This is a genomic window from Treponema sp., from assembly GCF_024696245.1.
Classification (GTDB): domain Bacteria; phylum Spirochaetota; class Spirochaetia; order Treponematales; family Treponemataceae; genus Treponema_D.
This window is the reverse complement of record NZ_JAILGZ010000124.1, coordinates 1-22,396: the sequence shown is the minus strand read 5'-3', so window position 1 is coordinate 22,396 and position 22,396 is coordinate 1. Positions and strand designations below refer to the sequence as shown.

Annotated in this window: 19 protein-coding genes; 11 read left to right on the top strand and 8 right to left on the bottom strand. The window is 37.8% G+C overall.

What is annotated here, in order from left to right; translation table 11 throughout:
- Positions 1 to 13: 13 nt before the first annotated feature.
- From K6D58_RS08670 to K6D58_RS08660, 3 genes are all read right to left on the bottom strand, one after another.
- Positions 14 to 1,279: a glutamine synthetase family protein gene (locus K6D58_RS08670; protein WP_296829777.1), complete on the bottom strand. Its 1,266-nt coding sequence runs from the start codon at positions 1,277 to 1,279 to the stop codon at positions 14 to 16.
- Positions 1,280 to 1,297: 18 nt separating this feature from the next.
- Positions 1,298 to 3,232: a glutamine--fructose-6-phosphate transaminase (isomerizing) gene (gene glmS, locus K6D58_RS08665; RefSeq protein WP_296829774.1), complete on the bottom strand. Its 1,935-nt coding sequence runs from the start codon at positions 3,230 to 3,232 to the stop codon at positions 1,298 to 1,300.
- 105 nt (positions 3,233 to 3,337) lie between these two features.
- Positions 3,338 to 4,126, bottom strand: coding sequence for an HD-GYP domain-containing protein (locus K6D58_RS08660; protein WP_296829772.1), 789 nt, complete (start codon positions 4,124 to 4,126; stop codon positions 3,338 to 3,340).
- Between the two features lie 105 nt (positions 4,127 to 4,231).
- On the opposite strand from K6D58_RS08660, the gene K6D58_RS08655 reads away from it, so the two are divergent.
- From K6D58_RS08655 to proC, 8 genes are read left to right on the top strand one after another with little or no spacing between them, the layout of a single operon-like run.
- Positions 4,232 to 6,628, top strand: a complete 2,397-nt coding sequence (locus K6D58_RS08655) for a putative glycoside hydrolase (RefSeq protein WP_296829769.1) — start codon at positions 4,232 to 4,234, stop codon at positions 6,626 to 6,628.
- Positions 6,629 to 6,660: 32 nt separating this feature from the next.
- Complete coding sequence (mnmE, locus tag K6D58_RS08650; protein ID WP_296829766.1) at positions 6,661 to 8,043, top strand: tRNA uridine-5-carboxymethylaminomethyl(34) synthesis GTPase MnmE; 1,383 nt, start codon at positions 6,661 to 6,663, stop codon at positions 8,041 to 8,043.
- 41 nt (positions 8,044 to 8,084) lie between these two features.
- Entirely contained in the window at positions 8,085 to 10,079 is a 1,995-nt protein-coding gene (locus K6D58_RS08645) for a SpoIIE family protein phosphatase (RefSeq protein ID WP_296829763.1), read from the top strand.
- A 13-nt stretch (positions 10,080 to 10,092) separates the two neighbouring features.
- Positions 10,093 to 10,587 (top strand): anaerobic ribonucleoside-triphosphate reductase activating protein, encoded by a 495-nt coding sequence (gene nrdG / locus K6D58_RS08640; RefSeq protein WP_296829760.1) that lies wholly within the window; start codon positions 10,093 to 10,095, stop codon positions 10,585 to 10,587.
- Positions 10,588 to 10,637: 50 nt separating this feature from the next.
- Positions 10,638 to 11,177, top strand: a complete 540-nt coding sequence (locus tag K6D58_RS08635; protein ID WP_296829757.1) for a hypothetical protein — start codon at positions 10,638 to 10,640, stop codon at positions 11,175 to 11,177.
- A gap of 54 nt (positions 11,178 to 11,231) precedes the next feature.
- A complete protein-coding gene (locus tag K6D58_RS08630; RefSeq protein WP_296829756.1) occupies positions 11,232 to 12,500 on the top strand; it encodes a glutamate-5-semialdehyde dehydrogenase in 1,269 nt (422 codons plus the stop codon).
- 30 nt (positions 12,501 to 12,530) lie between these two features.
- Positions 12,531 to 13,325 carry a glutamate 5-kinase gene (gene proB, locus K6D58_RS08625; protein WP_296829753.1) on the top strand — a complete coding sequence of 265 codons (795 nt, stop codon included), beginning with the start codon at positions 12,531 to 12,533 and terminating at the stop codon, positions 13,323 to 13,325.
- Positions 13,326 to 13,364: 39 nt separating this feature from the next.
- Entirely contained in the window at positions 13,365 to 14,189 is an 825-nt protein-coding gene (proC, locus tag K6D58_RS08620) for a pyrroline-5-carboxylate reductase (RefSeq protein ID WP_367182349.1), read from the top strand.
- Between the two features lie 2 nt (positions 14,190 to 14,191).
- On the opposite strand, the gene K6D58_RS08615 is transcribed toward proC, so the two are convergent.
- A complete protein-coding gene (locus K6D58_RS08615; protein ID WP_296829750.1) occupies positions 14,192 to 15,055 on the bottom strand; it encodes a GNAT family N-acetyltransferase in 864 nt (287 codons plus the stop codon).
- 81 nt (positions 15,056 to 15,136) lie between these two features.
- On the opposite strand from K6D58_RS08615, the gene K6D58_RS08610 reads away from it, so the two are divergent.
- The 3 genes from K6D58_RS08610 to K6D58_RS08600 are packed head-to-tail and all read left to right on the top strand — an operon-like array spanning position 15,137 to position 18,858.
- A complete protein-coding gene (locus K6D58_RS08610) occupies positions 15,137 to 15,964 on the top strand; it encodes an ATP-binding cassette domain-containing protein (protein WP_296829748.1) in 828 nt (275 codons plus the stop codon).
- A gap of 24 nt (positions 15,965 to 15,988) precedes the next feature.
- A complete protein-coding gene (locus K6D58_RS08605; protein ID WP_296829745.1) occupies positions 15,989 to 16,903 on the top strand; it encodes a M15 family metallopeptidase in 915 nt (304 codons plus the stop codon).
- Complete coding sequence (locus K6D58_RS08600; RefSeq protein ID WP_296829742.1) at positions 16,900 to 18,858, top strand: ABC transporter substrate-binding protein; 1,959 nt, start codon at positions 16,900 to 16,902, stop codon at positions 18,856 to 18,858. The genes K6D58_RS08605 and K6D58_RS08600 overlap by 4 nt, the downstream gene beginning before the upstream one ends.
- On the opposite strand, the gene K6D58_RS08595 is transcribed toward K6D58_RS08600, so the two are convergent.
- The 4 genes from K6D58_RS08595 to K6D58_RS08580 all read right to left on the bottom strand — a co-directional run bounded on the left by K6D58_RS08595 (position 18,855) and on the right by K6D58_RS08580 (position 22,351).
- Entirely contained in the window at positions 18,855 to 19,808 is a 954-nt protein-coding gene (locus tag K6D58_RS08595; protein ID WP_296829739.1) for a glycoside hydrolase family 43 protein, read from the bottom strand. The genes K6D58_RS08600 and K6D58_RS08595 overlap by 4 nt on opposite strands.
- Positions 19,809 to 19,872: 64 nt before the next feature.
- Positions 19,873 to 21,498: a sensor domain-containing diguanylate cyclase gene (locus K6D58_RS08590; RefSeq protein WP_296829736.1), complete on the bottom strand. Its 1,626-nt coding sequence runs from the start codon at positions 21,496 to 21,498 to the stop codon at positions 19,873 to 19,875.
- 317 nt (positions 21,499 to 21,815) lie between these two features.
- The gene (locus K6D58_RS08585; protein ID WP_296829733.1) at positions 21,816 to 21,947 is read right to left on the bottom strand and encodes a hypothetical protein; all 132 of its coding nucleotides are present in this window, start codon (positions 21,945 to 21,947) and stop codon (positions 21,816 to 21,818) included.
- Between the two features lie 110 nt (positions 21,948 to 22,057).
- Positions 22,058 to 22,351, bottom strand: a complete 294-nt coding sequence (locus K6D58_RS08580; protein ID WP_296829730.1) for a hypothetical protein — start codon at positions 22,349 to 22,351, stop codon at positions 22,058 to 22,060.
- Positions 22,352 to 22,396 lie beyond the last annotated feature (45 nt).

Genomic DNA, 22,396 nt, shown 5'->3' with positions numbered 1-22,396 from the left:
ACCTGTAATCCTGTCAGATTGCTGACGGGTCCCTCTTTAATCCTGCCATCTTAAAAAATGCATTGAGTGTCACTTCAGGAATTATGTCTTTTACAAACTGGCTCTTTTTAGCAAGTTCTATTGCATCGTTTAATGAAGCCGGAAGCTTTTCAATTCCCAGGGCAGCTACCTCTTTTTCTGTAATTTCAAAGAGATTTTTGTCACAGGAAGGCATAAGTTCCATCTTCTTTTCTATTCCTTCAAGTCCGGCTTCTATTACCAGAGAAAGGGCAAGGTACTGGTTACATGCAGGGTCAGGAGAACGGAGTTCCATTCTGAATGAATCACCTGTAGCTGCAGGTATACGGATAAGCTGACTTCTGTTCTGGCAGGACCAGCTTACATAAGATGGGGCTTCAAAAGCACCAAGCCTGCTGTAGGACTGTTCAAGTGGATTAAGGAAAGCTGTTATTTCTTTTATACGGTTAAGGATTCCTGCAATAAACTGTCTTGCTTCCGGAGATTCCCTGCCAAAAAGATTGGCTCCGTCTTTATAAATAGAAATATTAAGGTGAAGTCCGCTGCCGGCTTCGTTCTGTAAAGGTTTAGGCTGGAATGTTGCCCAGAGTCCGTCTTTAGCAGCAACTGTCTTTACAGTAATCTTAAATGTTGCAAAGTTATCAGCTGCCTTTAATGGTGAACTGTACTTAAAGTCAATTTCGTTCTGCCCCGGACCTGCTTCATGATGACTTGTCTGAGGTTCAATGCCCATCTGCTCAAGATTCATAATGATGTCACGACGAACATTTTCTCCCTTATCAAGAGGAGCAAGGCCACAATAACCAGCCCTGTCATGAGGAACATCAGAAGGCTGACCGATTTCATCCAGGCGGAAAAGGTAAAACTCACATTCAGTTCCAACTTTAATTTCCAAACCGGCTTTCTGAACCTTATCAATGGATTTCTGAAGAATAAGACGGCTGTCTCCTGCAAAAGGGCTACCATCAGGATTACAGATATTGCAATACATTCTTGCAACTCTTCCGTGACTAGGCCTCCATGGGAGAACAGAAAGGGTTGTAGGATCCGGAACCAGAAGGAGGTCGCTCTGTTCAACATTCATAAAGCCTGGAACGGCACTTCCGTCAAAAGAAATGCCCCTTTCAAATGCAGTACGCAAAATTGAAGGCTGAATTGTAAGGCTTCTTACTTCTCCAACAATGTCAGTAAAAAAAAGCTTGATAAACTTAACATCATTTTCTGCCACATACTGCAGCACTTCTGATTTTGAATATTCCATTTTATTCTCCAGGGTTTATTATTCTACTGTAACTGACTTGGCAAGATTACGAGGCTGATCCGGGTTATTACCACGGTTTACTGCACAGTAATATGCAAAAAGCTGAGCCGGTATAACAGAAAGTATTGGAGCAAAAGCATCATCAACAGAAGGTACTTTGATTACTTCGTCAAAGATTACTTTTCCATCTTCGTTATTAAAGCAGCTGCTGTCTTCTTTTGTAATTACCATTGTAGTACAGCCACGGCTCTTTACTTCTTCTATGTTGCTGGCAATTTTTTCGTAAAGCTCTTTCTGAGTTGCAATGGCTACTACTAATGTAGATTCATCTACAAGGGCAATAGGACCATGCTTAAGCTCTCCGGCAGCAAAGGCTTCGCTGTGCATGTAGCTTACTTCCTTAAGCTTAAGGGCACATTCAAGACTTGTAGCTGCATCAAAGTTTCTTCCGATATAGAAAATCTTTGTCTTGTTAAAGTTTTTGCTTACAAACTTCTGAATTGAAGACTGGTCTTTAAGAATTGTCTCTACCTTTGGAGAAAGGGAATAAAGTTCTTCAAGATTGTGAACAAATTCATTATCAGTAATGGCACCGCGAATTCTGGCACATTTAAGGGCAAGAAGGTAAAGGCAGGCCAGCTGTGTTGTATAGGCTTTTGTAGAAGCAACGGCAATTTCCGGACCAGCCCAGGTGTAAATAACGTCATCGGCTTCCCTGCTGATTGTAGAACCTACGCAGTTTGTAATTGCAATTACCCTTACACCGTTTTCTTTTGCAAGTCTTAAGGCGGCAAGAGTATCTGCTGTTTCTCCCGACTGACTTATTACGATAAATACGTCATCCTTTTTAAGGATAGGATTTCTGTAACGGAATTCTGATGCTGTATCTACCACAACAGGAACGCGGGCAAACTTTTCAAAGGCATAGCGGGCTACAACACTGGCATGATAGGAAGTTCCACAGGCTGTAATTACAATTCTTCCGGCATTTTTAAGGGCTTCATCAAAATTCAGGTTTTCAAAGACAATGTCCTGAGGCTTATTCTGATTAAAAACAAGGCGGGGATGAATTGTATCATGTAAAGCTTTAGACTGTTCATGGATTTCTTTAAGCATGTAGTGGGCATAACCATTTTTCTTTGCTGCAGAAATATCCCATTCAACATGATAAGGCTGCTTGATTATTTTATTTCCGTCTTCATCAAAAAGATCTACATGGTCTTCGTAAAGAACGGCAATTTCTTTCTGTTCAAGGAAGTAAACGTCCCTGGTGTATTCAAGAACTGCAGGTACATCACTGGCGATAAAGTTTTCTCCCTTACCAAGTCCTACGATAAGAGGGCTTTCTTTTCTTGCGGCAATTACACGGTCAGGATAATCTGAACATACAACACCGATTGCATAGCTGCCTTCCAGTTTTTTAAGGGAAGCAACTACTGCCTGAAAAATATCACCAAACTGTTCGTAATAATAGTTAATTGTATGAGCAATAACTTCTGTATCTGTCTGGCTCTTAAAGACAATTCCTTCTCCCTGGAGCCAGGCCTTTAACTTAGCATAGTTTTCTATAATACCATTGTGAACTATGGCAATTGTTCCGCTTTCGTTAAGATGAGGATGAGCATTCACTTCACTTGGTTCACCATGAGTAGCCCACCTTGTATGACCAATACCCATCTTTCCTTTAATAAACTTTGATGTTTCTTCTATAAGCTGAATTTCACGCTGTTCACATTCAGCATCGGTCATATCTTTATTAGTTTTAATAACCTGATCTGTAATATCTTCTACAAGATTTTTAAGTGCACCCTTTACCTTGCGGACTACTATATCTTCGTCTTCAAGAACTGCAATACCGGCACTGTCATAACCACGATATTCAAGCTTTTTAAGGGCATTTACCAGAACTGGTGCTGCATATTTAGAACCAATATAACCTACTATTCCACACATAAAAACCTCATTTGAGTATTTATAGATTCATATTTTATATCCTTTTAGTTTAACGGATATTATAAGCCTTTTCTATAACAATATTATTGTAGAAAAAAGACGAACTTATTTTCTGCCGGCAAGAACCTTTTCTAAAACAGCTACAAGTTCCTTGTCGTAGCTGGGGCTGTCTTTTAATTCATCAAGGGCTGCAGGGGAAGTTTTAGCCCTATGGTAGGCACGGGCAGTTGTAAGGGAGACATAAGATTCTACGATTCTGAGCATTCTTGCTATAAGGGGGATTTCCTTTTCTTTATGGCCATCCGGATAACCGCTTCCATCCACGTTTTCGTGATGACAGATGGCTGCCTGCATAAAAAAGAACTGCCATTTTTCCGGTATAAAGGCTAGCCTGTCCTGAAAACGCATTACGTGGGTCTTTACAAGGTTTCTTTCTTCCTGAGTAAGAATCTCTGTCATAAAAATATAGCCCGGAACATCAAGAAAGCCTATGTCATAAATCATGGCTGCACAAAAATAAAGGGCCTGGTCTAATTTTTCCATATTTAAAGCCAGGGTCATTTTATAAATAATGTCACTTACAAGATTTACGTTATTTATACGGCCGGTATGTTCATCAATGGCAAGACCTGTTTCCCAGCAGCGAAGGGCAAGGTTATGAAGACGGCCTGCTTCTACTCCATCTATTGAAAAACAGTCCATGGAATGCATTTTCTGCAGGAAATTCTTCTTATGAATTTTAAAGAGGTTTTTCTTCCATATACTCTTAATGATTGTCCAGACAATAAAGGCAATAAACAAAAGAAAAAGAACAACCCCGATTCCAATAAAAAGAGGGATTACATCCATGCCTTCTTCTGTTCCGGAAGCACTTGATGAGAAAATAGAAGCCAAGATTTCTTTTATATCGCTGAACATATACTGCCTAAAACCTGCTGCCTCTTATTATAAATATAAGTTTCACTAAATTCCATTCTTTTATTTTCCGATAATAAGAGTATGAAATTGTCACTTTTAAAAATCAGTATGTTTTCTTTATTTTTTACCGGGGGAATGGTTTTTGCTCAGATAAATCCTCTTTATCAGCTTCCGGAACATTTACCTGCAAAGCCTGATAAAAAAATGCCCCTTCTTACTGGAACAGACAGCGGTCTCTATAAAGTTCAGTCTAATGGAATATCAGAAGCTCTCTGGGTCGATGGCAAAGTTGACCAGATTTATAAAACACAGGACAAGTGGTATTTTCTTACAGACAAGGGAATTATTTCTTCCAGTGATTTACAGACCTTTGAAGAATGTAATAACGGACTCCCTTTTCTTACTATAAAAACTTACGAAAATAAAACAAAAAATCTCTTAAAGCAGTCGGCTATTCTTAAAGACTTGTCCGTAGATCCTGTTAACCCCCTTACTATGGTTACAGCTACTAAAGACAATGTTTACCTTACAAGAGACGGTGGAAAAGCCTGGAAGTCAATCGGTTCCATGAGTAAAAATTCCAGCGGAATGAAGGCAGTTGCTGTTGCCAGTATGCCTGTTTATGATTCAAAGGGAAACATTAAGTCTACAGAAACAATTGTTTTTATGAGCCACCCAATCTACGGCTTCAGCTGGTATAATGCAGACAGCTCTTCTGCAAAGTGGCACGATGTTTCTTCTGGTTTTGCTGCCATGCCAAGCCTTACCCAGCCTGACGAAATCGCAGACATTCTTCCTGTAATCTGTAAAACAAAAGAAGGCCTTGCTTACTGTGACATTTATATTTCCCAGACCTTCCTTCCAAAGCTTTACATTTTTGACTGGAGAAACAAGAAGGCAGAAAAACTTTACGAAAGCAGTGAACAGTGTGACACCATAGACGGACTCTGGCTTTGCGGTACAGATATCTGGTTCAGTTCCATGGGACAGCTGAATTCATTTTCTCTTGAAGACCAGAAATTAAATGACATTACTAAAAAGACTAAAAAGTGGCTGTGGCTTTTAAATTCATCATCTGCAAATATAAACGCAGCTTATGTTCCGGAAATTATCTCCGGCTTAAAATTCCCGCTGCAGCTGTCAGAACTCTGGCTTTTAAAACCAGACCATTCCCTTTCACACTATGATGGAATTGCTGACGGTAAAAAAGCTGTTTATGCTTCTGCCTATCAGATGAGAAACTCTTCCGGCATTACCAAGTACCGCAAGATTCTTAAGGACAACAAACTTAATGCCCTTGTTGTAGACATGAAGGATGATTACGGTTACCTGCGCTTTGAACCGGAAAGTCCCCTTCTTAAAAAGAAAGGAAAAGTTACCAGCTATAAAATCGACCTTACAAATTTTGTACAGGAATATAAAAAAGACGGAACCTATTTAATCGGTCGTATTGTTGTATTTAAAGACAAAAATCTTGCCAGCTACGATAAAGGAAAATACGCAGTCTGGGATTCTTCAAAAAATGCTCCATGGGTTGGAACCAGGGGAATGGAAGACGTTCTTGATGAAGAAGGCAATCCAACTGGTGAACAGAAGATGGGCTACTATGACGAAAACTGGGTTGATCCTTACAGTGAAGAAGTATGGGAATACAATGTAGAAATTGCCAGGGAATTAATCCGCCGTGGTTTTGATGAAGTTCAGTTTGACTACATCCGCTTTCCTACAGACGGACTTAACCTGGGTAAGGCAAACTTTAGATGGAGAGACTCTGGCATGGATAAAGAAAGTGCCCTTACCTCTTTCTTAAGATATGCAAGACAGAATATTGATGCCCCAATCGGTATTGATATTTACGGTGCCAACGGATGGTACAGAACCGGCGCAAGAACAGGCCAGGATGTTGAACTTTTAAGCCGCTATGTTGACGTAATCTGTCCTATGTATTATCCGTCTCACTTTGAACAGGACTTTCTTGAATACAAGCCGGCAATTGAACGCCCTTACAGAATCTACTTCTTTGGAAGTTACAGAAACTCTGTTATCGGAAGAAACCGGGTTATTATCCGCCCGTGGATTCAGGCATTTTATATGAGGGTCCGCTACGACAAGGCTTACTATGACAAGAATTATGTTCAGAGGGAAATCTTTGGTACAAGAGACGGTCTGGACAGAGGTTATATGTACTGGAACAATTCAGGGGGATACTACGAAGATATTTCTCCTGACCCGGATGATCTTGAAGAATCACCATGGAAGGCCAATGAAAGTGATTTACAAAAAAGGCTTCCTGCATTCAGTTCACCAAAAGAAGATGACGGAATGCTTTCTTTAAGTCCGGAACAGATTCTGCAGAAACAGAAGCAGACTTACGATGAAATCATCACCATGCTCAACACAGTTCTTGATCAGGAATGGACAGAAACTGCTGACAATGGAAATAAAAGCTCAATATTCCTTTACGTACCACTGGAATAAGAAAGCCCTAATATAAAAAAGAAGGTACCTGCATGACAAACACAGGATATACTCCGGAAGAACCTATTGCCGCCATAGCAACAGCCCTTGCCCCTGGTGCAATAGGTATCGTTCGTGTTTCCGGAAAAGGTTCTATTGAACTGGTTAGCAAAGTTTTCTCAAGACCAGAAGCTCTTTTAAATGCAAAGGGCTATTCCCTTGTATATGGATGGATTACTGCCCCGGAAAAAATTGACGAAGTAATGGCAGGAGTTTACCGGGCCCCAAAAAGTTTTACCGGAGAAGACATGGTAGAAATTTTCTGTCATGGAGGAATCTCTGTTGTTACTACAATACACAAAATTTTACTTGCCAATGGATTCAGGCAGGCAGAAAGAGGTGAATTTACATTCAGGGCTTACATCAACGGAAAAACTGATTTAACAAAAGCCGAAGCTGTAAGGGAAATCATAGACAGTAAAACAGATACTTCCAGAGGCCGTGCTGCAGGAAGACTTGCAGGCAACCTTTATGAAGAAATTGATTCAATAAAAAAATACATAGTTGATACTCTTGCAGAAATAGAAGTTGGAATTGAATATCCGGAAGACGAAGAAACAATTGCCGACTCATTTGATACAGGCAAACTTATAAAAGTAAAGGAGAGACTTTCTTCCCTGGCTGCTTCATGGAAAAGCGAAAAACTTTATCAGGACGGAGCAAGGGTTGTTCTCTGCGGAAAAACCAATGCCGGAAAATCCAGCCTCTTTAATGCCCTCCTTAAAGAAGAAAGGGCAATTGTCAGTGACATTGAAGGAACTACAAGAGACTGGCTTGAAAGCTGGGTAAGCTTTGACGGAATCCCAGCCCGCCTTTTTGACACAGCCGGTCTTAGAAAAACTGACGACGTAATCGAAGCAAAAGGTGTAGAAATTACCAGGGACTTAAGCAAAGAAGCTGACCTTATTCTTTACCTTATAGATTCAAATGCAGGAATAACTAAAGAAGACTGTGACTTTATTACTTCTCAAAAAAATATTCCTTTAATAATCGTCCTTAATAAATGCGATAAGGCTGATGCAGATTCAATTAAAATTCCGGAAGAACTTTCTGACTTTAAGAAGGTTATGATTTCTGCAAAAAATTCCAGCGGTCTTGAAAGCCTGACCCTTACTGTAAAGGAACTCCTCTTTAAAGATAAATCTACTGCACCAAACCAGGCAGGACTTGGTTCTGCAAGACAGAAGGTTTCTATAGAAGAAGCACTGGAACGCATAAACCATGCCCTTGAGATTTCTCAAAACGACGAATACGGTCTTGATGCAGTTGTTCAGGATCTTGAAGACTCCCTGGACAGTCTTGGAGAAGTTACCGGAGAAATAACACCGGATGATGTTCTTGGAAGCATCTTTGCAAACTTCTGTGTAGGAAAATAAAAATATTTTTACGGATATAAAAGGATAAATAAGGATAAGTTATGAAAAAATTTTTACTGGCTCTAAGCCTTGCATTTTCTCTCTTTGTTTCCTGTACCAACTATGAAGAAATGCGTATAGATTTAAGTACAGGCTGGGAATACTCCATTGATGGTGCTTCATACAAAGCCATCCCTGACCAGCAGCTGTCTAAACTGGAAGACCTTGTTCCCCATAAAATCGGCTTTATCTGGCTGAGACATTCTTTTACAGTTCCACCACAGCTTAACTCAGAAGACTTAGGTGTTTACCTTGGCCGCATAACCATGGCAGACGAAACAAGAGTTAACGGTCTCTTTATCGGAACTACAGGAAAATTCCGCCCGGCTGAATTCAGTGCATGGAACATTCCAAGATACTATGCTATTTCTAAAAAACTCATTAACCCAGAAAACAATTTTATTACTATTAAAATATGGTGCGACGGAGAAGCTTCCCTTGTTTCTAATCCATTTATCGGACTGCCGGAAGATGCCCGCCTTACCTATGCCAGGGAAAGTTTCTGGAACAGCAAGATTTACCTTATCTTTGCCTTCTTTAGTTTTGTAATTGGTTTTTATCACCTGGTAATTTTCTTAAGGCGCAGGGTAGAAAAAGAAAACCTTACTTTCTCCATCATTAACATTGTTAATGCCCTTTACCTTTCGGTAATGTATATATTTGAAATTCCTAACTTTCCACCGGATAATCTTTCATTCCTCTGGTTCCAGAAAATTTTCTCATGTACACTGCCATTTGTAATCGTTTTCTTTACAACTACTTTTGTATTCAACTTCCTTAAGGAAACAGAAAAGTTCCAGTTTATGCTGGCCCGACTTATTTTTTCTTTAATACCTGTATCCTTAATTTTTATGTCGGTTGACTACCCTACCCTTCATCAGATGGTACAGTACACTACCTTCTTCCTGATTCCTCTTATTATTTACCCTCTGGTAGTATTCATTAAGAATTTTAAAAAGCACCCTTCTCACTCTGTTGCCCTTCTTATTGGCTTTGTACCGACAGTTATACTTGCAATTTCTGACATTGTAATTCACTACGGCCTTAAGCTGAATGACATGACTTACTTTGCCCAGTTTGGATGGATGCTTACAATTATCGTTCTTCTTTACCTTATGGCAGGACGTTTTGCAAATGCCCGCAACCAGGCTGAATACCTTAACAAGAATCTTGAAAAAGAAGTTTCAAACAGAACGGACAGACTTTCTGAATCCATGAAAATGCTTGAAGACGAAAGAAATAAATCCCTTGAAGACTTGAGGCTTGCAGAACATGTACAACAGACCTTCTATCAGAAAGAACCACAGGCCCTTAGTAACTGGGATACTGCCCTTTACTTTAAGCCGGTATCAGGAATATCAAGAGACCTGTATGACTTCTTTATAAACAACAATAATCTTTACGGTGCAGGTCTTTTTGAAATCTCTGGAAACGGAATTGCTTCCGGTCTTGTAAGCATGCTGGCTAAAACCATAATCGACCAGAAATTTAAGGAAGGCTTTGGAGAAAAACTTTCTTCTGTAATGTCTTCTATAAACAGTACTATTGCTCAGACAAAAGGTAATATCCCTAACTATCTTACAGGTTCACTTTTACGCATAAAAGGTGATATAATTGAATACATAAACGGGGGAAGTTCAAAGCTTTACATGCGCCGTGAATCTACAGGAAAAGTTGCTTCCATTCAGGCACCTGCAAATGTTTCCGATGGTTCAAGCATACAGCTTGGAATTCCAGGCCAGTACCCTGAATTCAAGACTTTAAAGTTCTCCATGCAAAAGGATGACTGCCTTATTCTTTACACCAGCAGCTTTGCAGAGGCAGAAAACTCTTACGGAGTTCCATTCGGTTCTGAAAAGATAATAAGGGCACTTGCTTCTTCCGGAAAGGGAAATGCCCAGGATAAGCTTAAAACAATCATGGACATTTTTAACTTATATACAGCAGGGACAAATATCAAGGATGACATCACTGTTATAATCCTGCAGAAAAAGTAAAAAACGTAATCGGGTGGGGAAATTGCATTACGGGGAAATAAAAACTACTGATATCGCAAACGGAGAAGGTGTGCGTGTAACACTCTTTGTCTCCGGTTGCCGTATTCATTGTAAGGGCTGCTTTAATTCCATGACCTGGGATTTTAACTACGGCAAGCCCTATACTTTTGAAACAGAAGAATTCATCATAAAAGCACTGGAACCAGAATACATAGCCGGTCTTACTGTTCTTGGGGGAGAACCTATGGAACCGGAAAACCAGCGTGTTCTGGTCAAGCTTATGCGCCGTGTAAAAGAAACTTATCCTTCAAAAACCATTTGGTGCTATTCCGGATATGTGTACGACAAAGACCTGCTGCCTCAGGACGGAAAAAAGCACTGCGAAGTAACAGATGAGCTCCTGTCATACATCAATGTTTTAGTCGACGGTCCTTTTATTCTTAAAGAAAAGGATATCACCCTTCAATTCAGAGGTTCCCGTAATCAGAGAATATTGAGGCTACGTTAAAAGGGCCTTAACTTGAATGTTTTACGCTAAACCTCTAAAATATCAGAATAATGAATAACATCAGTATTAAAGATTTTGTTGAAAAAAGAACTGTTGCAGCATTAGATTCTCTTCTTGCAACCGATGATATTACAGACATCATAAAAGCTTCTGTAATCCTTGCAGACTTTTTTGGTGCTGGTACTGCTTTTAAGAATATTGCAGACAATAAAGATGATTCAGAAGAAAAACTAATCAGCAGTTTTCATAACAATCTTGTACTTCTAATTCAGAAAACCTGGGTAGAAAAAAGTGATGAAACCCTTAAGGCTCAGGTCCTTTATCAGCTGGAAGAATTCTGTAAACAGATTACAGATAAAACTTATGCAGAAGCTTATCCACAGTTCTTCAGCATTCTCAACGATGTAGTTTACCTTATGTTTGGTACTCAGACCAAATCCCCCGATTTTGCAGAATACGCATTACGCATTGACCCCGAGTTCGGTATCTTCTGGTGGTATATACAAAGCCTGCCAAAAGATGCCGCCTGGTCACAAGATAAAAGCCGCATCGCAATTCTTCTTGGAATGTACTTCCTTGCTAATTACTAAATGAAACTATTGTGGTGGTTGTAAATACAGCCACCATTTTTTTTGGAGAAATATATGAACTTTGAAAACACATACAAATCTTTAAGAAAGGCCAGTGAGATTCTTGCCCAGCAGAATGCTGTTGATAAAAACAAGGCACTTAATGCAGTTGCCCAGGCCCTTAACAATCAGAGAGAAAAGATTCTTTCTGCAAATAAAAGTGACGTAGAAAATGCCAGGGCTAAAGGCACAAGCGAATCTTTAATTGACCGCCTTACCCTTACAGACAGCCGCATTGATTCAATTATCGACAGCCTTAAAATTGTAATCAGCCAGACAGATCCAATCGGAGAAGAAACAGCAGGATGGAAAACACCAAACGGACTTACTATCCGCCAGGTAAGGGTTCCACTTGGAGTAACTGCAATTATTTACGAAAGCCGTCCTAACGTAACGGTAGACGCCTTTAGTCTTGCATATAAAAGTTCCAACGCTATTTTACTCAGGGGTTCTTCTTCTGCCTATAATTCAAACAAGGCTATTGTAGAAGTAATCAAGGATGCACTTAAATCTGTAGAGGGTGGAATCCCTGATGCAATTGAACTTGTAGAAACAGACGGCTCTTCCCATGATGATGTTCAGCAGATTCTTACAGCTGTTGGCAAAATTGATGTTGTTCTTCCAAGAGGTGGAAAAAAGCTTATACAGAATGTTGTTTCCAATGCAAAGGTTCCTGTAATAGAAACAGGCAGCGGTGTATGCCACCTTTACATAGACCAATCAGCAGATATGGAAAAGGCAGTTACTATTGCAGAAAACGCAAAGATTCAGAGACCAAGCGTATGTAATGCCATTGAATGTATTCTTGTAAACAAAAATGTTGCAGAAAAATTCCTTCCAATGCTTAAGGCAAAATTTAACGGCAGGGTTAAGCTTCATGCTGATGAAAATGCTTACAAAATTCTTACAGCAGCTTCTGGAGATAACTCTTACATTCTTAAGGCAACAGAAGAAGACTTTGGAACAGAATACTTAGACTACGAATGCTGTATTAAAACAGCTGACTCTCTTGATGATGCAATCAGCTATATTAATTCACATAACACAAAGCACAGCGAAAGCATTATTACAGAAAACAGGGCAAATGCACGTATCTTCCAGAGCAGAATCGATGCAGCCTGTGTTTACGTAAATGCTTCTACCCGTTTTACAGATGGCGGCGAATTTGGTTTTGGTGCAGAACTTGGAATCAGTACACAGAAACTTCACGCAAGAGGTCCTATGGGAATTAAAGCCCTTACTACTACAAAGTACCTCATTGATGGTGACGGACAGATCCGCTAAAAATACAGCACTTAATAAAAGGAAATAATTATGACTATACAGGAAGCAATTCATTCAGCAAGAAAAATTGTAATTAAAATCGGAAGCAACACTCTGGCAAAAGCAGACGGTACCCAGAACACTGATTTTATGCAGAGCTTTGCAAAACAGTGCAAGACTTTAATTGACCAGGGCAAGCAGCTTGTTCTTGTAAGCTCAGGGGCTCAGGTAAGCGGAGTTTCTACTTTAAAGGAATGGGCACGCAAAAAGGATGTTCATTTTAGGCAGGCTCTCTGTGCCATTGGACAGGTTGAACTTATGGCTCAGTGGCGCAAGGCTTTTGCAGAACACGGCATTCACATTGGACAGCTGCTCTTTACAAAAGAAGATTTTGAAAATAACCACCGCTCACTTAATATCCGCAACACACTCTTTACCCTTGCAGACGAAGGTGTTGTTCCTATCATTAATGAAAACGACTCTGTAAGTACCGATGAATTTGCTATTGGAGACAACGACAATCTTTCTGCCCTTACAGCAATTCTCTGGAGTGCAGACCTTCTTATTCTCTTTAGCGACATTGACGGTATTTTTACTGATAACCCTAAGACAAATAAAGATGCAAAACTTATTGAAGAAGTAAAATCCATACCTGACCTTAGAAAGTCAATTACCATTGGCGGAACAAATTCTTTTGGTACAGGGGGAATCGAAACAAAGATTCAGGCTGCAGAAAAATCTACAGTTTACGGAATTCCAATGCTTCTTGCTAACGGCGGCAAGGAAAATATTCTTGTTGAACTTTCTGAAGGCAAAAGCAAGGGTACGCTTTTTTTAGCTGAATAAAACAGCAGGATAATTCAAAAACAATATAAGGAGAGAAAAATGAATTCACTGGCTTTTATCGGAATGGGAAACATGGCTCAGGCTTTATGCGCCGGCTTTATTAAAAGCAAAAAAATTGATGCTTCAAAAATATTTGCATACGCACCAAACCAGAACAAGCTTAAGGCAAATGGACAGAAGTTTGGCTTTACTCCATGCTCATCCCTTAAGGAAGCTGTTTCTAAAGCAGATACAATTATAATGGCCTGCAAGCCTTACCAGATAGAAGACGTGCTCTCAGAAATTAAAAACGACCTTTCCGGAAAAGCCCTTATTTCTATTGCTTTAGGATGGAACTTTGAAAAATACGCACAGCATATAAACGTTAATAGACCGGCAAACAGTGATTACAATCATACAGATGTAGAAAACGTAAGAGTTCAGTTTGTAATGCCAAACACTCCTGCCATGGTAAGCGAAGGAGTTTTTCTTTTTGAAAAGTCAAACTCCCTTAAAGAAGATGAACGTAATCAGGTAAAAGAGCTTTTTGCCTGCCTGGGTACTGTAGAAGAATTGCCAGACAACCTTATGGGAATCGGCGGTGCAGTTACAGGATGCGGTCCTGCATTTGTAGACCTCTTTATTGAAGCCTATGCTGATGCTGCCGTTAAATATGGAATACCAAGAGCCAGTGCCTACAAACTTGTAAGCCAGACAGTTCTTGGCACTGCAAAACTTCAGCTTGAGACAGGAGAACACCCTGGGGTACTTAAGGACAATGTTTGTTCACCAGCAGGTTCTACAATCAGGGGAGTTACTTCTCTGGAAGAACATGGCTTACGTAACGCCTGCATTAAATCAATTGATGCAATAATGAATAGATAAAATTATTTATAATAAACCATGCGGTAATCCGCAAAGTTTTTAAAACCGGCCTTCTGGTAAGAATGAATTGCAGCTGCATTTTCTTTTCTTACAAAAAGGACGGTTTTTTTATTTTGCAGGGCACCGTGATTTACAAGACACTGAATCAGTTTACAGGCATAACCATGTCCACGATGTTCTTTAAGGGTATAGACCCCGCCTATCTGAAGATAATTTTCTGTAACTGCATTAGTCTGAGCCTTACTTACTAAAAGCCCATCATTTTCTACAGCCAGTATAAGTTGATTTTTAATACTATTATCAAGGGAAAATCTTTCTGCTGCAAGATTAACTTCTGTTTTCCAGTGAGGATAAACTTCTTCCCTAGAAAAATTCACCTGAAGGGGAAAAAGCTTTTCTGCCTGACTGCTGCTGCATTTAATTATTTTTTCTTCTTTACTTTGCAGCATAACCACTGCAGGAAGAGCTGCTTTGTATTCCATAAGATACATATCCCTGACTTCTCCGGGAAGAATATTTTTTTTCTGATAAAGAAGCTCTTCTATATTTTTAACACTGACAGCAGGACCAACTATACAAAAAACTTCATGAGTCTTAAAAAAGTCACTGAGGATTTTTTTAATGGAAGAATTTAATTCAGGTATATAAGATGTAAAACTCCTGCCCCTGTTAAAGGAAAAAACTCCGCAGACCTGACAGGGAGAAATAACACTTTCCTTTTTTAAAATAAGATAAACCGAACTTTCTTTATTTAAAATCCTTTCCATAAGTGCACAGTATTCCTTCTCGTGCTTTAACAAAAAATCATGGGCAGTATCAAATAATTCCGGGCACTGCTCTGCACACTTTAATGAATAGTTATACATATCTCCAATATAGCACCAGGAGGCCTTTAATTGCAAAGTCTTATATTCAAAAAAATCCGCTTTTAAGTTATCCTTATAGGTATGAGTTTAATTAAATTTAATGACGTATCTTTTTCTTATATTGATGATGAAAATACAAAGCTTGTATTTGACCATTTTACTGCTGAACTTCCGGAAGGTTTTGTAAGCCTTACAGGTCCTAATGGTTCCGGAAAGTCTACATTTCTTCTTCTTGCCAGCGGAAGAATTATTCCACAAAATGGTTTTGTTGAACTTAACGGCAAAAAAATTGCAGCTCTTGATGAAACAGAAAAAAATCTTGAAGCATCTGTAATTTATCAGAATATGGAATTTGAAAGCGAAGATAAAGTAGAAGAACTTTTAAAGACTGTATATAAAAATGGAAACTACAAGGGAAGTCATACAGGCATTAAAGACAGCAGCCAGAATCTTTATGATGAAGTAATTTCTGTTTTTGAACTTACAAACGTTCTTAAGCACGGACTTAAAGAAATCAGTAAGGGAGAAATTCAGAGAACCCTTCTTGCCTTTAGTATTCTTTACGGAAGCCGCAGCATTTTTATGGATGAACCTCTCTTTGCAATGGAAGCTTATCAAAAAGAAGCCGCTCTGGAATATTTAAGTCTCTACTGTAAAAAAAATAATATCAGCATTTATATTTCAATGCACGAACTGGACCTGACAAAAAAATATGCCCAGACAGTAATGCTCTTTTATCCAAACCGAGACATTTCTATGGGAAGTCCGGAAGAAGTTCTTACTGATGAAGATCTTGAAAAAGCTTACGGCTTCCCTGCAAATCTTCTTAAAAACAAAGAAGATATGACAAGAGAAAGTCTGATTCAGACCTCTGATGCAATTTTAAAAGTCCAGCAAAATTCAAAATAACATTTTTAAAAGGGATAAATAATAATGAAAAAATTTCTGCCTGTTTTACTATTCTGTTTAATTTCCTGCAACACATGCAATAAAAAAGAAAGCAAGACACTCCAGGAAGAAACTATAAAAAATAAAATTACTCCTGAAGAACTTTCTTATTTTATAGAAGCCTATCCGGATATAACTTTTACTTCTACCTATGACCAGAGTAAAGACGATTATAAAATCGAAATAAAAATGCCGGATGCAGAAGAAGCAGAAGTTCTCTACTGGTGTGAAGGCAGACTTCTTCCGGAAGAAGAACTGGTAAACAAGGACATGTACTGGAAAGTTCTTTATGACTATCCTAAAGAAATTCTTGACCCGGAAGATATGACAGAAGAGCAAAAGGAACAGCTTAAGGCTATGTCCAGTTCCCAGTCCAGAAGAAAAGGGCCGGGCTCACCTATGTTTATTTTTGACATAATCTATAATTCAAAATCACAAAAAGCAATTGAGCCATTAATTAAAAATACAACCTTCTTAAAAAGAAGAACAAGGATTCACAAAAGAATAGAAACTCCCCTTAAGAATGTAGAAAATAAAATTATAGAACTTAGTAAAAAAGATGAAGAAGTTAAAAAATTTTATGACGGACTAAAATCTTCAGATGCCTATTACTGGCGTTTAATAGACGGCACCAACAGAAAATCATTTCATTCACTTGGTGTAGCAATCGATGTAATACCAAAACGCATTACCGGAGAAATTTTCTGGAGCTGGGCAAAGGATCACAACCCTTCCGGCTGGATGGTACTTCCCCTTTCTAAAAGATGGATTCCCCCTTTAAAAGTAATTTCTATTTTTGAAAGCGAAGGATTTATCTGGGGCGGTAAATGGGCAATCTGGGACAACATGCATTTTGAATATCACCCTGAACTTATTTTATATAACGGGATAAAGCAATGAAAAAAATTTATTTTCTTACTGCAACTTTTTTAACAAGTGCACTTCTGACTTTAACAGCCTGCTCGGAAATCACAGGAGTAAAAGGTGAATATACCTACCGTACCACATCAACCTGCCCTTCTACCTGGAACCCTGCCGAATACCATAACGGATGTGAATCTACTGTCATTTCTTTAACAGCTACCGGTCTTTACGATTTTATAATGAACAAGACAAAAGACAATTACGAAGTTATATGTGAACTTGCAAGAGCATTCCCCCAGGATGTTACAAAAGAATATTCAGGCCGCTATGATATACCTGCTTTAGAACAATCAGGTTACGCCTGGAAATTTGATATGATTACACATGCAACCTGGGATGACGGAACTCCAATAAATGCTGACACAATTGGCTACACCTTAAGTCAATTTCTGAATCCTCAGATGAAAAACTACAGAGCTTCAAACTGGTATGAAGGAATGATGGCTTTAGTAAAAGGCTACGATTACTACGAAGGCAAATGCAGCTGGAATGAAGTTGGCTTTGTTAAAAATGACGATTATTCATTTACACTTATTTTTACAAAAAAGCTCACTCTCTTTCAGGTTGAATATGGAAGCACTTCAATTCTTTTGTTAAAGAAAGATCTTTTTGAAGCCGGTAAAAAAAAGACAGGAGAAATTATAAAAACAAACTATTGTACTGATGCATCAAACTCTCCTTCTTACGGGCCTTATAAAGTAAAAAGATTTCAGCAGGACAAAGAAATGCTGCTGGTAAAAAATCCCACATGGTTCGGTTACTATGACAATTATCACGATAACCAGTACCAGACAACAGCCGTTAACATTCAATACATAAATGAACACACTACAATATTGAATATGTTCCTTCAGGGAAAACTTGATGAAACTTCTTTAACTCCAAATGAATTAAAAATTTACGGCAACAGAATTTACAGAAAAACATCCCCCCTTTCTTATACATGGAAATTCAGCTTTAACATAGACAAAGAAAAACTAAAGAGCAAAAACAAAGATTCAGAAAATCATGTAATGCTCTCTTACCAGGATTTCAGGCATGCAATTTCTCTTTCGTTAAACAGACAGGAGATTACAGATACTATCTCTCCTTCTTCGGAAGCTGGTTTTGGACTTCTTAATAATCTTTATGTTTGCAATCCGGAAACAAATGAACTCTACAGGGAAAATCCTTTAGCAATAGAAAATCTCTGTAAAGTTTATGATGTTTCAAGTCCTCAGGATCTTACCGGCTACAATAAAAAACTTGCTGCAAAATATTTTGAATCTGCATATAAAAAAGCTCTTGCCAATGGCGATATAAAAGACAGTGATAAGTTTTACATAGACTTTCATACCTACAATACAAGTGAAACAAACATGAGGCTTATTACCTGCCTGCAGGATTCTATAAACGAAGCAGCAGCCGGCACTCCTTTTGAAAAGCGTATTATCATAAACCAGGTTACTGACGAAAACTATTATGTAAACATGAAAAACGGAAACGTTGACTGTGCAGTTACAGCATGGGGTGGTTCATCTTATGACCCCTATGGAATTACTGAATGTTACTGTTCCAAAACTTATTTAAATGAATATGGCTTTGAGCCTGAAGAAGAAAAACTTACAATTACAATAAATGGAAAAGAATATACAAAAACTTATGCTGACTGGAGTTATGAACTTAACGAAGGAAAGTATGCTTCTGAAAATTCAAACTTAAGGACAAACATACTTTCCCAGATAGAAGCAGGACTTCTTTTACATTACAACATGCTCCCTCTCTGGTATTCCACTTCTTCCTACCTTACTTCTCAAAGAATGATAGAAGGAAGTGACCACTACATAAATGCTCTTGTAGAATTTGGCGGAATAAGATTTAGAAGATGGAGCATGGATGACTACGACTGGGAAGTTTACTGTAAAGAAAACAATAACTCCCTGCGCTATTAAATATGATCCTTGTAACGCTCTGCTGTAATTATTCCATCTTTAACGTTTAACTTACAGATACGTGCGTTGCGGGCATCAAAAGCATCTGCATTAAGACCATCATTGTAATCACGGGCATGGTAAACTGCATACCACTGTCCCTCTTCCTTTATCATTGAATGATGACCTGTTCCTTCTTCAAATTCATTTGCCTTAAGAACTGGATGCCATGTATCAGGATCCGGATATTTTTCAAACTTAATTTTGCGAAGATCGCTTTCATTAGTTTTTGCACGGGCATATCCTATGTAATAAGTTGGCTGTTCAAAACAGTTGCCTGAATACATTACATACTGCCAGTCACCTTCCTTAAAATAAAAAGCCCCTTCTATTGTGTGCCAGTGCTGACCCTTCTTAAAACGATCCTTCTGATAAATCTCTTCATCAAGAGTTGCTTCTACAACTTTTACAGGTTTACCTTCTGCATGATAAGGATCTATAAGTTTATCTACAACAATATAAGTACCAACACGTTCACCTTCGTATTTGTTTGTTGAATAAAAAATAAAAAGCCCTGCATCTGTTTTTACAACATGAGAATCTATGGAGAAAGGTTCCATTAATTTCTGAATATTTGTAAAAGGACCAAGAGGATTATCTGCACAGGAAACATGCATACAACCCTTGTGACCTCCCTGATCAGGTACAGCTTCATCAATTTCTATTGAATTGTACATATAGAATTTTCCATCAAGTTCAATAACACTTGGTGCCCAGAAAGAACTTCTTCCAGGAAGAGTCATTACCTTGCCGTAATACTTCCATCCGCTAAGAAGACTGTCGCTCTGGTAAGCATAAATACCATCATGGCCTGTAACGTAAATATAATAACGGCCGCCAGCTTTTAAAATAAAAGGATCTGCCTGGCCAATGTAATGATCTGAATTTTTTTCGATTTCAAGTAAATGCATATTGTCCCTCTTATAAGTAAGACAATAAAAACATTAAAAGATTTTCCTGTCAACTACCTGATTATTAAGCAAAGGTAAAGGCATTACCCTCTACTCTTTTGCTCATGTAAGTAGCATTATCTGCAAGACGATAAATTTCTTCGTAGGTGATTTCTGAATCTTTTTTATAAAAAGCCACACCCATACTAAGGGTAATCTTTAATTCTTCCTGACCGGAAATTTTGATACTTTCAACTTTTGAAAAGAAGTTATTGATTAATTTAGATGCCTGAGTCCGCCCTTCTATTCCATGGACGTAAACAATAAATTCATCTCCACCAAGACGCATCTTTATATCTGTATCCCTGAATGAATCCCTTATAACTCCGGCAAGAGAAATTATTACTTCATCACCTACAACATGACCGTAATGATCATTAAACTTTTTAAAACAATCAATGTCAAAGAGACAGAACATTCCGTATTTTTTTTCTTCAATGCACTGACGTATTTTTTCCAAACCGCTTGCGTGATTTAAAAGGCCGGTCATCAAATCACTTTCTGATAATTTTACAAGTGTGCTTTCCCTTCTTTTTTGTTTATTAATATTATCCAGGGCAAACATATAATTATCATCATCAAGCCTGATATACCAGAGCCTGCACCAGCCCATTATTTTTATAAGAACTTCTTCGCTGATAATTTTTGTGTTTCTGGTTCTTTCAAGTAAAGTTTTAGGTTCCATAAAATTCATAAAGGATGCAACACTTGTTCCGTCTATGTAACGCCCGCTGATTTCCTGAACGGCAACACTGTAGCTGCTCATTCCTTCGATATAACGGCTAAAGGCTTCATCTCCCTTTATTACGTCATAAGTATTTTTCTTTATATTAATTGAATAACTGATCAGGAACATATCTGCCATGGCACCAAGTCGGCGCTCAGCTGTATTCATGGAGATACGTCGCTTTTCATTAAGATGGGCAAAAAAGAATATAATCAGGAAAATTATTACAAAGGCAAAGATACAGCTGATATAAACCTGCATAAGTTCCATGTAAAAATGAAAACTGTCATAAATTGTAACTGCATACCAGCCAAAGGAAATCTTTTTTGTAAACATAAAATACTGATTTCCATTCAGCCTAAAAGATTCAGTTACATTGTCATCAAAGGTAAGACGTTTGTTTTCTCTATCATAATATTTCTCCAGCACATTTGAATTTTTTACACCGTCACTAAAAACTTTACAAACATCTTTAGATGCAACAACAGTTCCCTGATCTGTAATTACAAATGTTGAATAGTCATTTGAATTATCAAGCAGGTCCAGAAAACTCTGCACATCCTTTATGCTAAAGTCAAAGGCAAGGACACTTTTTTTATCACTTAAAAGTTTACAGAGAGTAAGGTTCATTTCTTTAGTGCCGTAATCAATATAAGGACCAATTATCTGTAAGTCACCGTTGCCCTGGCAGGCTTTAATATACCATTCACGTTCCTGAGGAACAAATTCAGGATAATCAGAAAGTTTAAAATCATAAATCTCCGGATAATAACCGTCAAAAAGACCATAAAGATTACCATCCAGGGTTCTGCCAAAAATTTTATTGAATGCATTTGTTGAATCAAAAAGGTAAGCATCAAGTTCTTTTTTATAATCTTTTTCTGAAGAAAGAATTGTCTCTACACCGTTTTCTGTAAATTTCATAAAGTCCACAAGATGATTGATAAGATTATCTACTTTTGTGCCAAGCTCGGAGTTAATACCATTGCCAAGCTTAAACAATTTATCCTGGGAGAAATTATTGAATCGGTAAAAAATGTAAAATCCGTCTAAAAGAAAAATCAGCAAAGATATCAGTATAGATAATAAAAAATACTTGCTGAAACTCTGTCCCCTCTTCATCCTACATATATTCTAATCATAAAAGTCACAATTTTAAAACAAAAAAACACTTCCCTGGAAAAAAAGAATAAATTTTATTGCATTTTTATGGACTTTTCTTAAAAAATATTAAGATAAAATTAAGGTTGGAGTTCTTTTAGGGTCTGTTCAATAGATTCTCTTCTATAGTCCTTCTGCGGACTGGCAGGATGCAGTTTATCAGTATCTTCAAGAATTACATGATCAAGAGAAGTAATAACTGCTTTTTTCATAATTATATTAACTCTTTTATTTTTAACAATTTTTTAAATTACCACTTTTTTACATAAATTTAAAATAAACAGTTATGCAATATATGCACCAGAAAAAAATTTTTATAACATTACTCAGGAGATATAAATTCATTTTCTATTTTTTCAGTTTCATCAAAATAACAGGCAAAAACTCTTGTACAGTCCGGATTATTCTTTTTTAATTCTTTCAGGATTGTATCCAGCCTAGTTTTTGAAACATCCCGACTTACTGTAAAATCAATTTCATATTTCAACCCTTTTAGTTTTAATAATTCTTCAGGATTTTCTAATGGACAATACAAAAGATCTAAAAACAATAAGCCTTTTAAATTTTCAAACCCATTTATTTTTTTTATTTTTATCGATTCAAAGTGACATAACATTTACAGAAAAAAATAAAAACTTGAAATATATTTCACTTACTGATG

Coding starts and splice junctions, on each gene's coding strand:
- K6D58_RS08670 (WP_296829777.1), bottom strand. CDS start 1,279: ATGGAATATTCAAAATCAGAAGTGCTGCAGTATGTGGCAGAAAATGAT.
- glmS (WP_296829774.1), bottom strand. CDS start 3,232: ATGTGTGGAATAGTAGGTTATATTGGTTCTAAATATGCAGCACCAGTT.
- K6D58_RS08655 (WP_296829769.1), top strand. CDS start 4,232: ATGAAATTGTCACTTTTAAAAATCAGTATGTTTTCTTTATTTTTTACC.
- mnmE (WP_296829766.1), top strand. CDS start 6,661: ATGACAAACACAGGATATACTCCGGAAGAACCTATTGCCGCCATAGCA.
- K6D58_RS08645 (WP_296829763.1), top strand. CDS start 8,085: ATGAAAAAATTTTTACTGGCTCTAAGCCTTGCATTTTCTCTCTTTGTT.
- K6D58_RS08635 (WP_296829757.1), top strand. CDS start 10,638: ATGAATAACATCAGTATTAAAGATTTTGTTGAAAAAAGAACTGTTGCA.
- K6D58_RS08630 (WP_296829756.1), top strand. CDS start 11,232: ATGAACTTTGAAAACACATACAAATCTTTAAGAAAGGCCAGTGAGATT.
- proB (WP_296829753.1), top strand. CDS start 12,531: ATGACTATACAGGAAGCAATTCATTCAGCAAGAAAAATTGTAATTAAA.
- proC (WP_367182349.1), top strand. CDS start 13,365: ATGAATTCACTGGCTTTTATCGGAATGGGAAACATGGCTCAGGCTTTA.
- K6D58_RS08615 (WP_296829750.1), bottom strand. CDS start 15,055: ATGTATAACTATTCATTAAAGTGTGCAGAGCAGTGCCCGGAATTATTT.
- K6D58_RS08610 (WP_296829748.1), top strand. CDS start 15,137: ATGAGTTTAATTAAATTTAATGACGTATCTTTTTCTTATATTGATGAT.
- K6D58_RS08605 (WP_296829745.1), top strand. CDS start 15,989: ATGAAAAAATTTCTGCCTGTTTTACTATTCTGTTTAATTTCCTGCAAC.
- K6D58_RS08600 (WP_296829742.1), top strand. CDS start 16,900: ATGAAAAAAATTTATTTTCTTACTGCAACTTTTTTAACAAGTGCACTT.
- K6D58_RS08595 (WP_296829739.1), bottom strand. CDS start 19,808: ATGCATTTACTTGAAATCGAAAAAAATTCAGATCATTACATTGGCCAG.
- K6D58_RS08590 (WP_296829736.1), bottom strand. CDS start 21,498: ATGAAATTTACAGAAAACGGTGTAGAGACAATTCTTTCTTCAGAAAAA.
- K6D58_RS08585 (WP_296829733.1), bottom strand. CDS start 21,947: ATGAAAAAAGCAGTTATTACTTCTCTTGATCATGTAATTCTTGAAGAT.
- K6D58_RS08580 (WP_296829730.1), bottom strand. CDS start 22,351: ATGTTATGTCACTTTGAATCGATAAAAATAAAAAAAATAAATGGGTTT.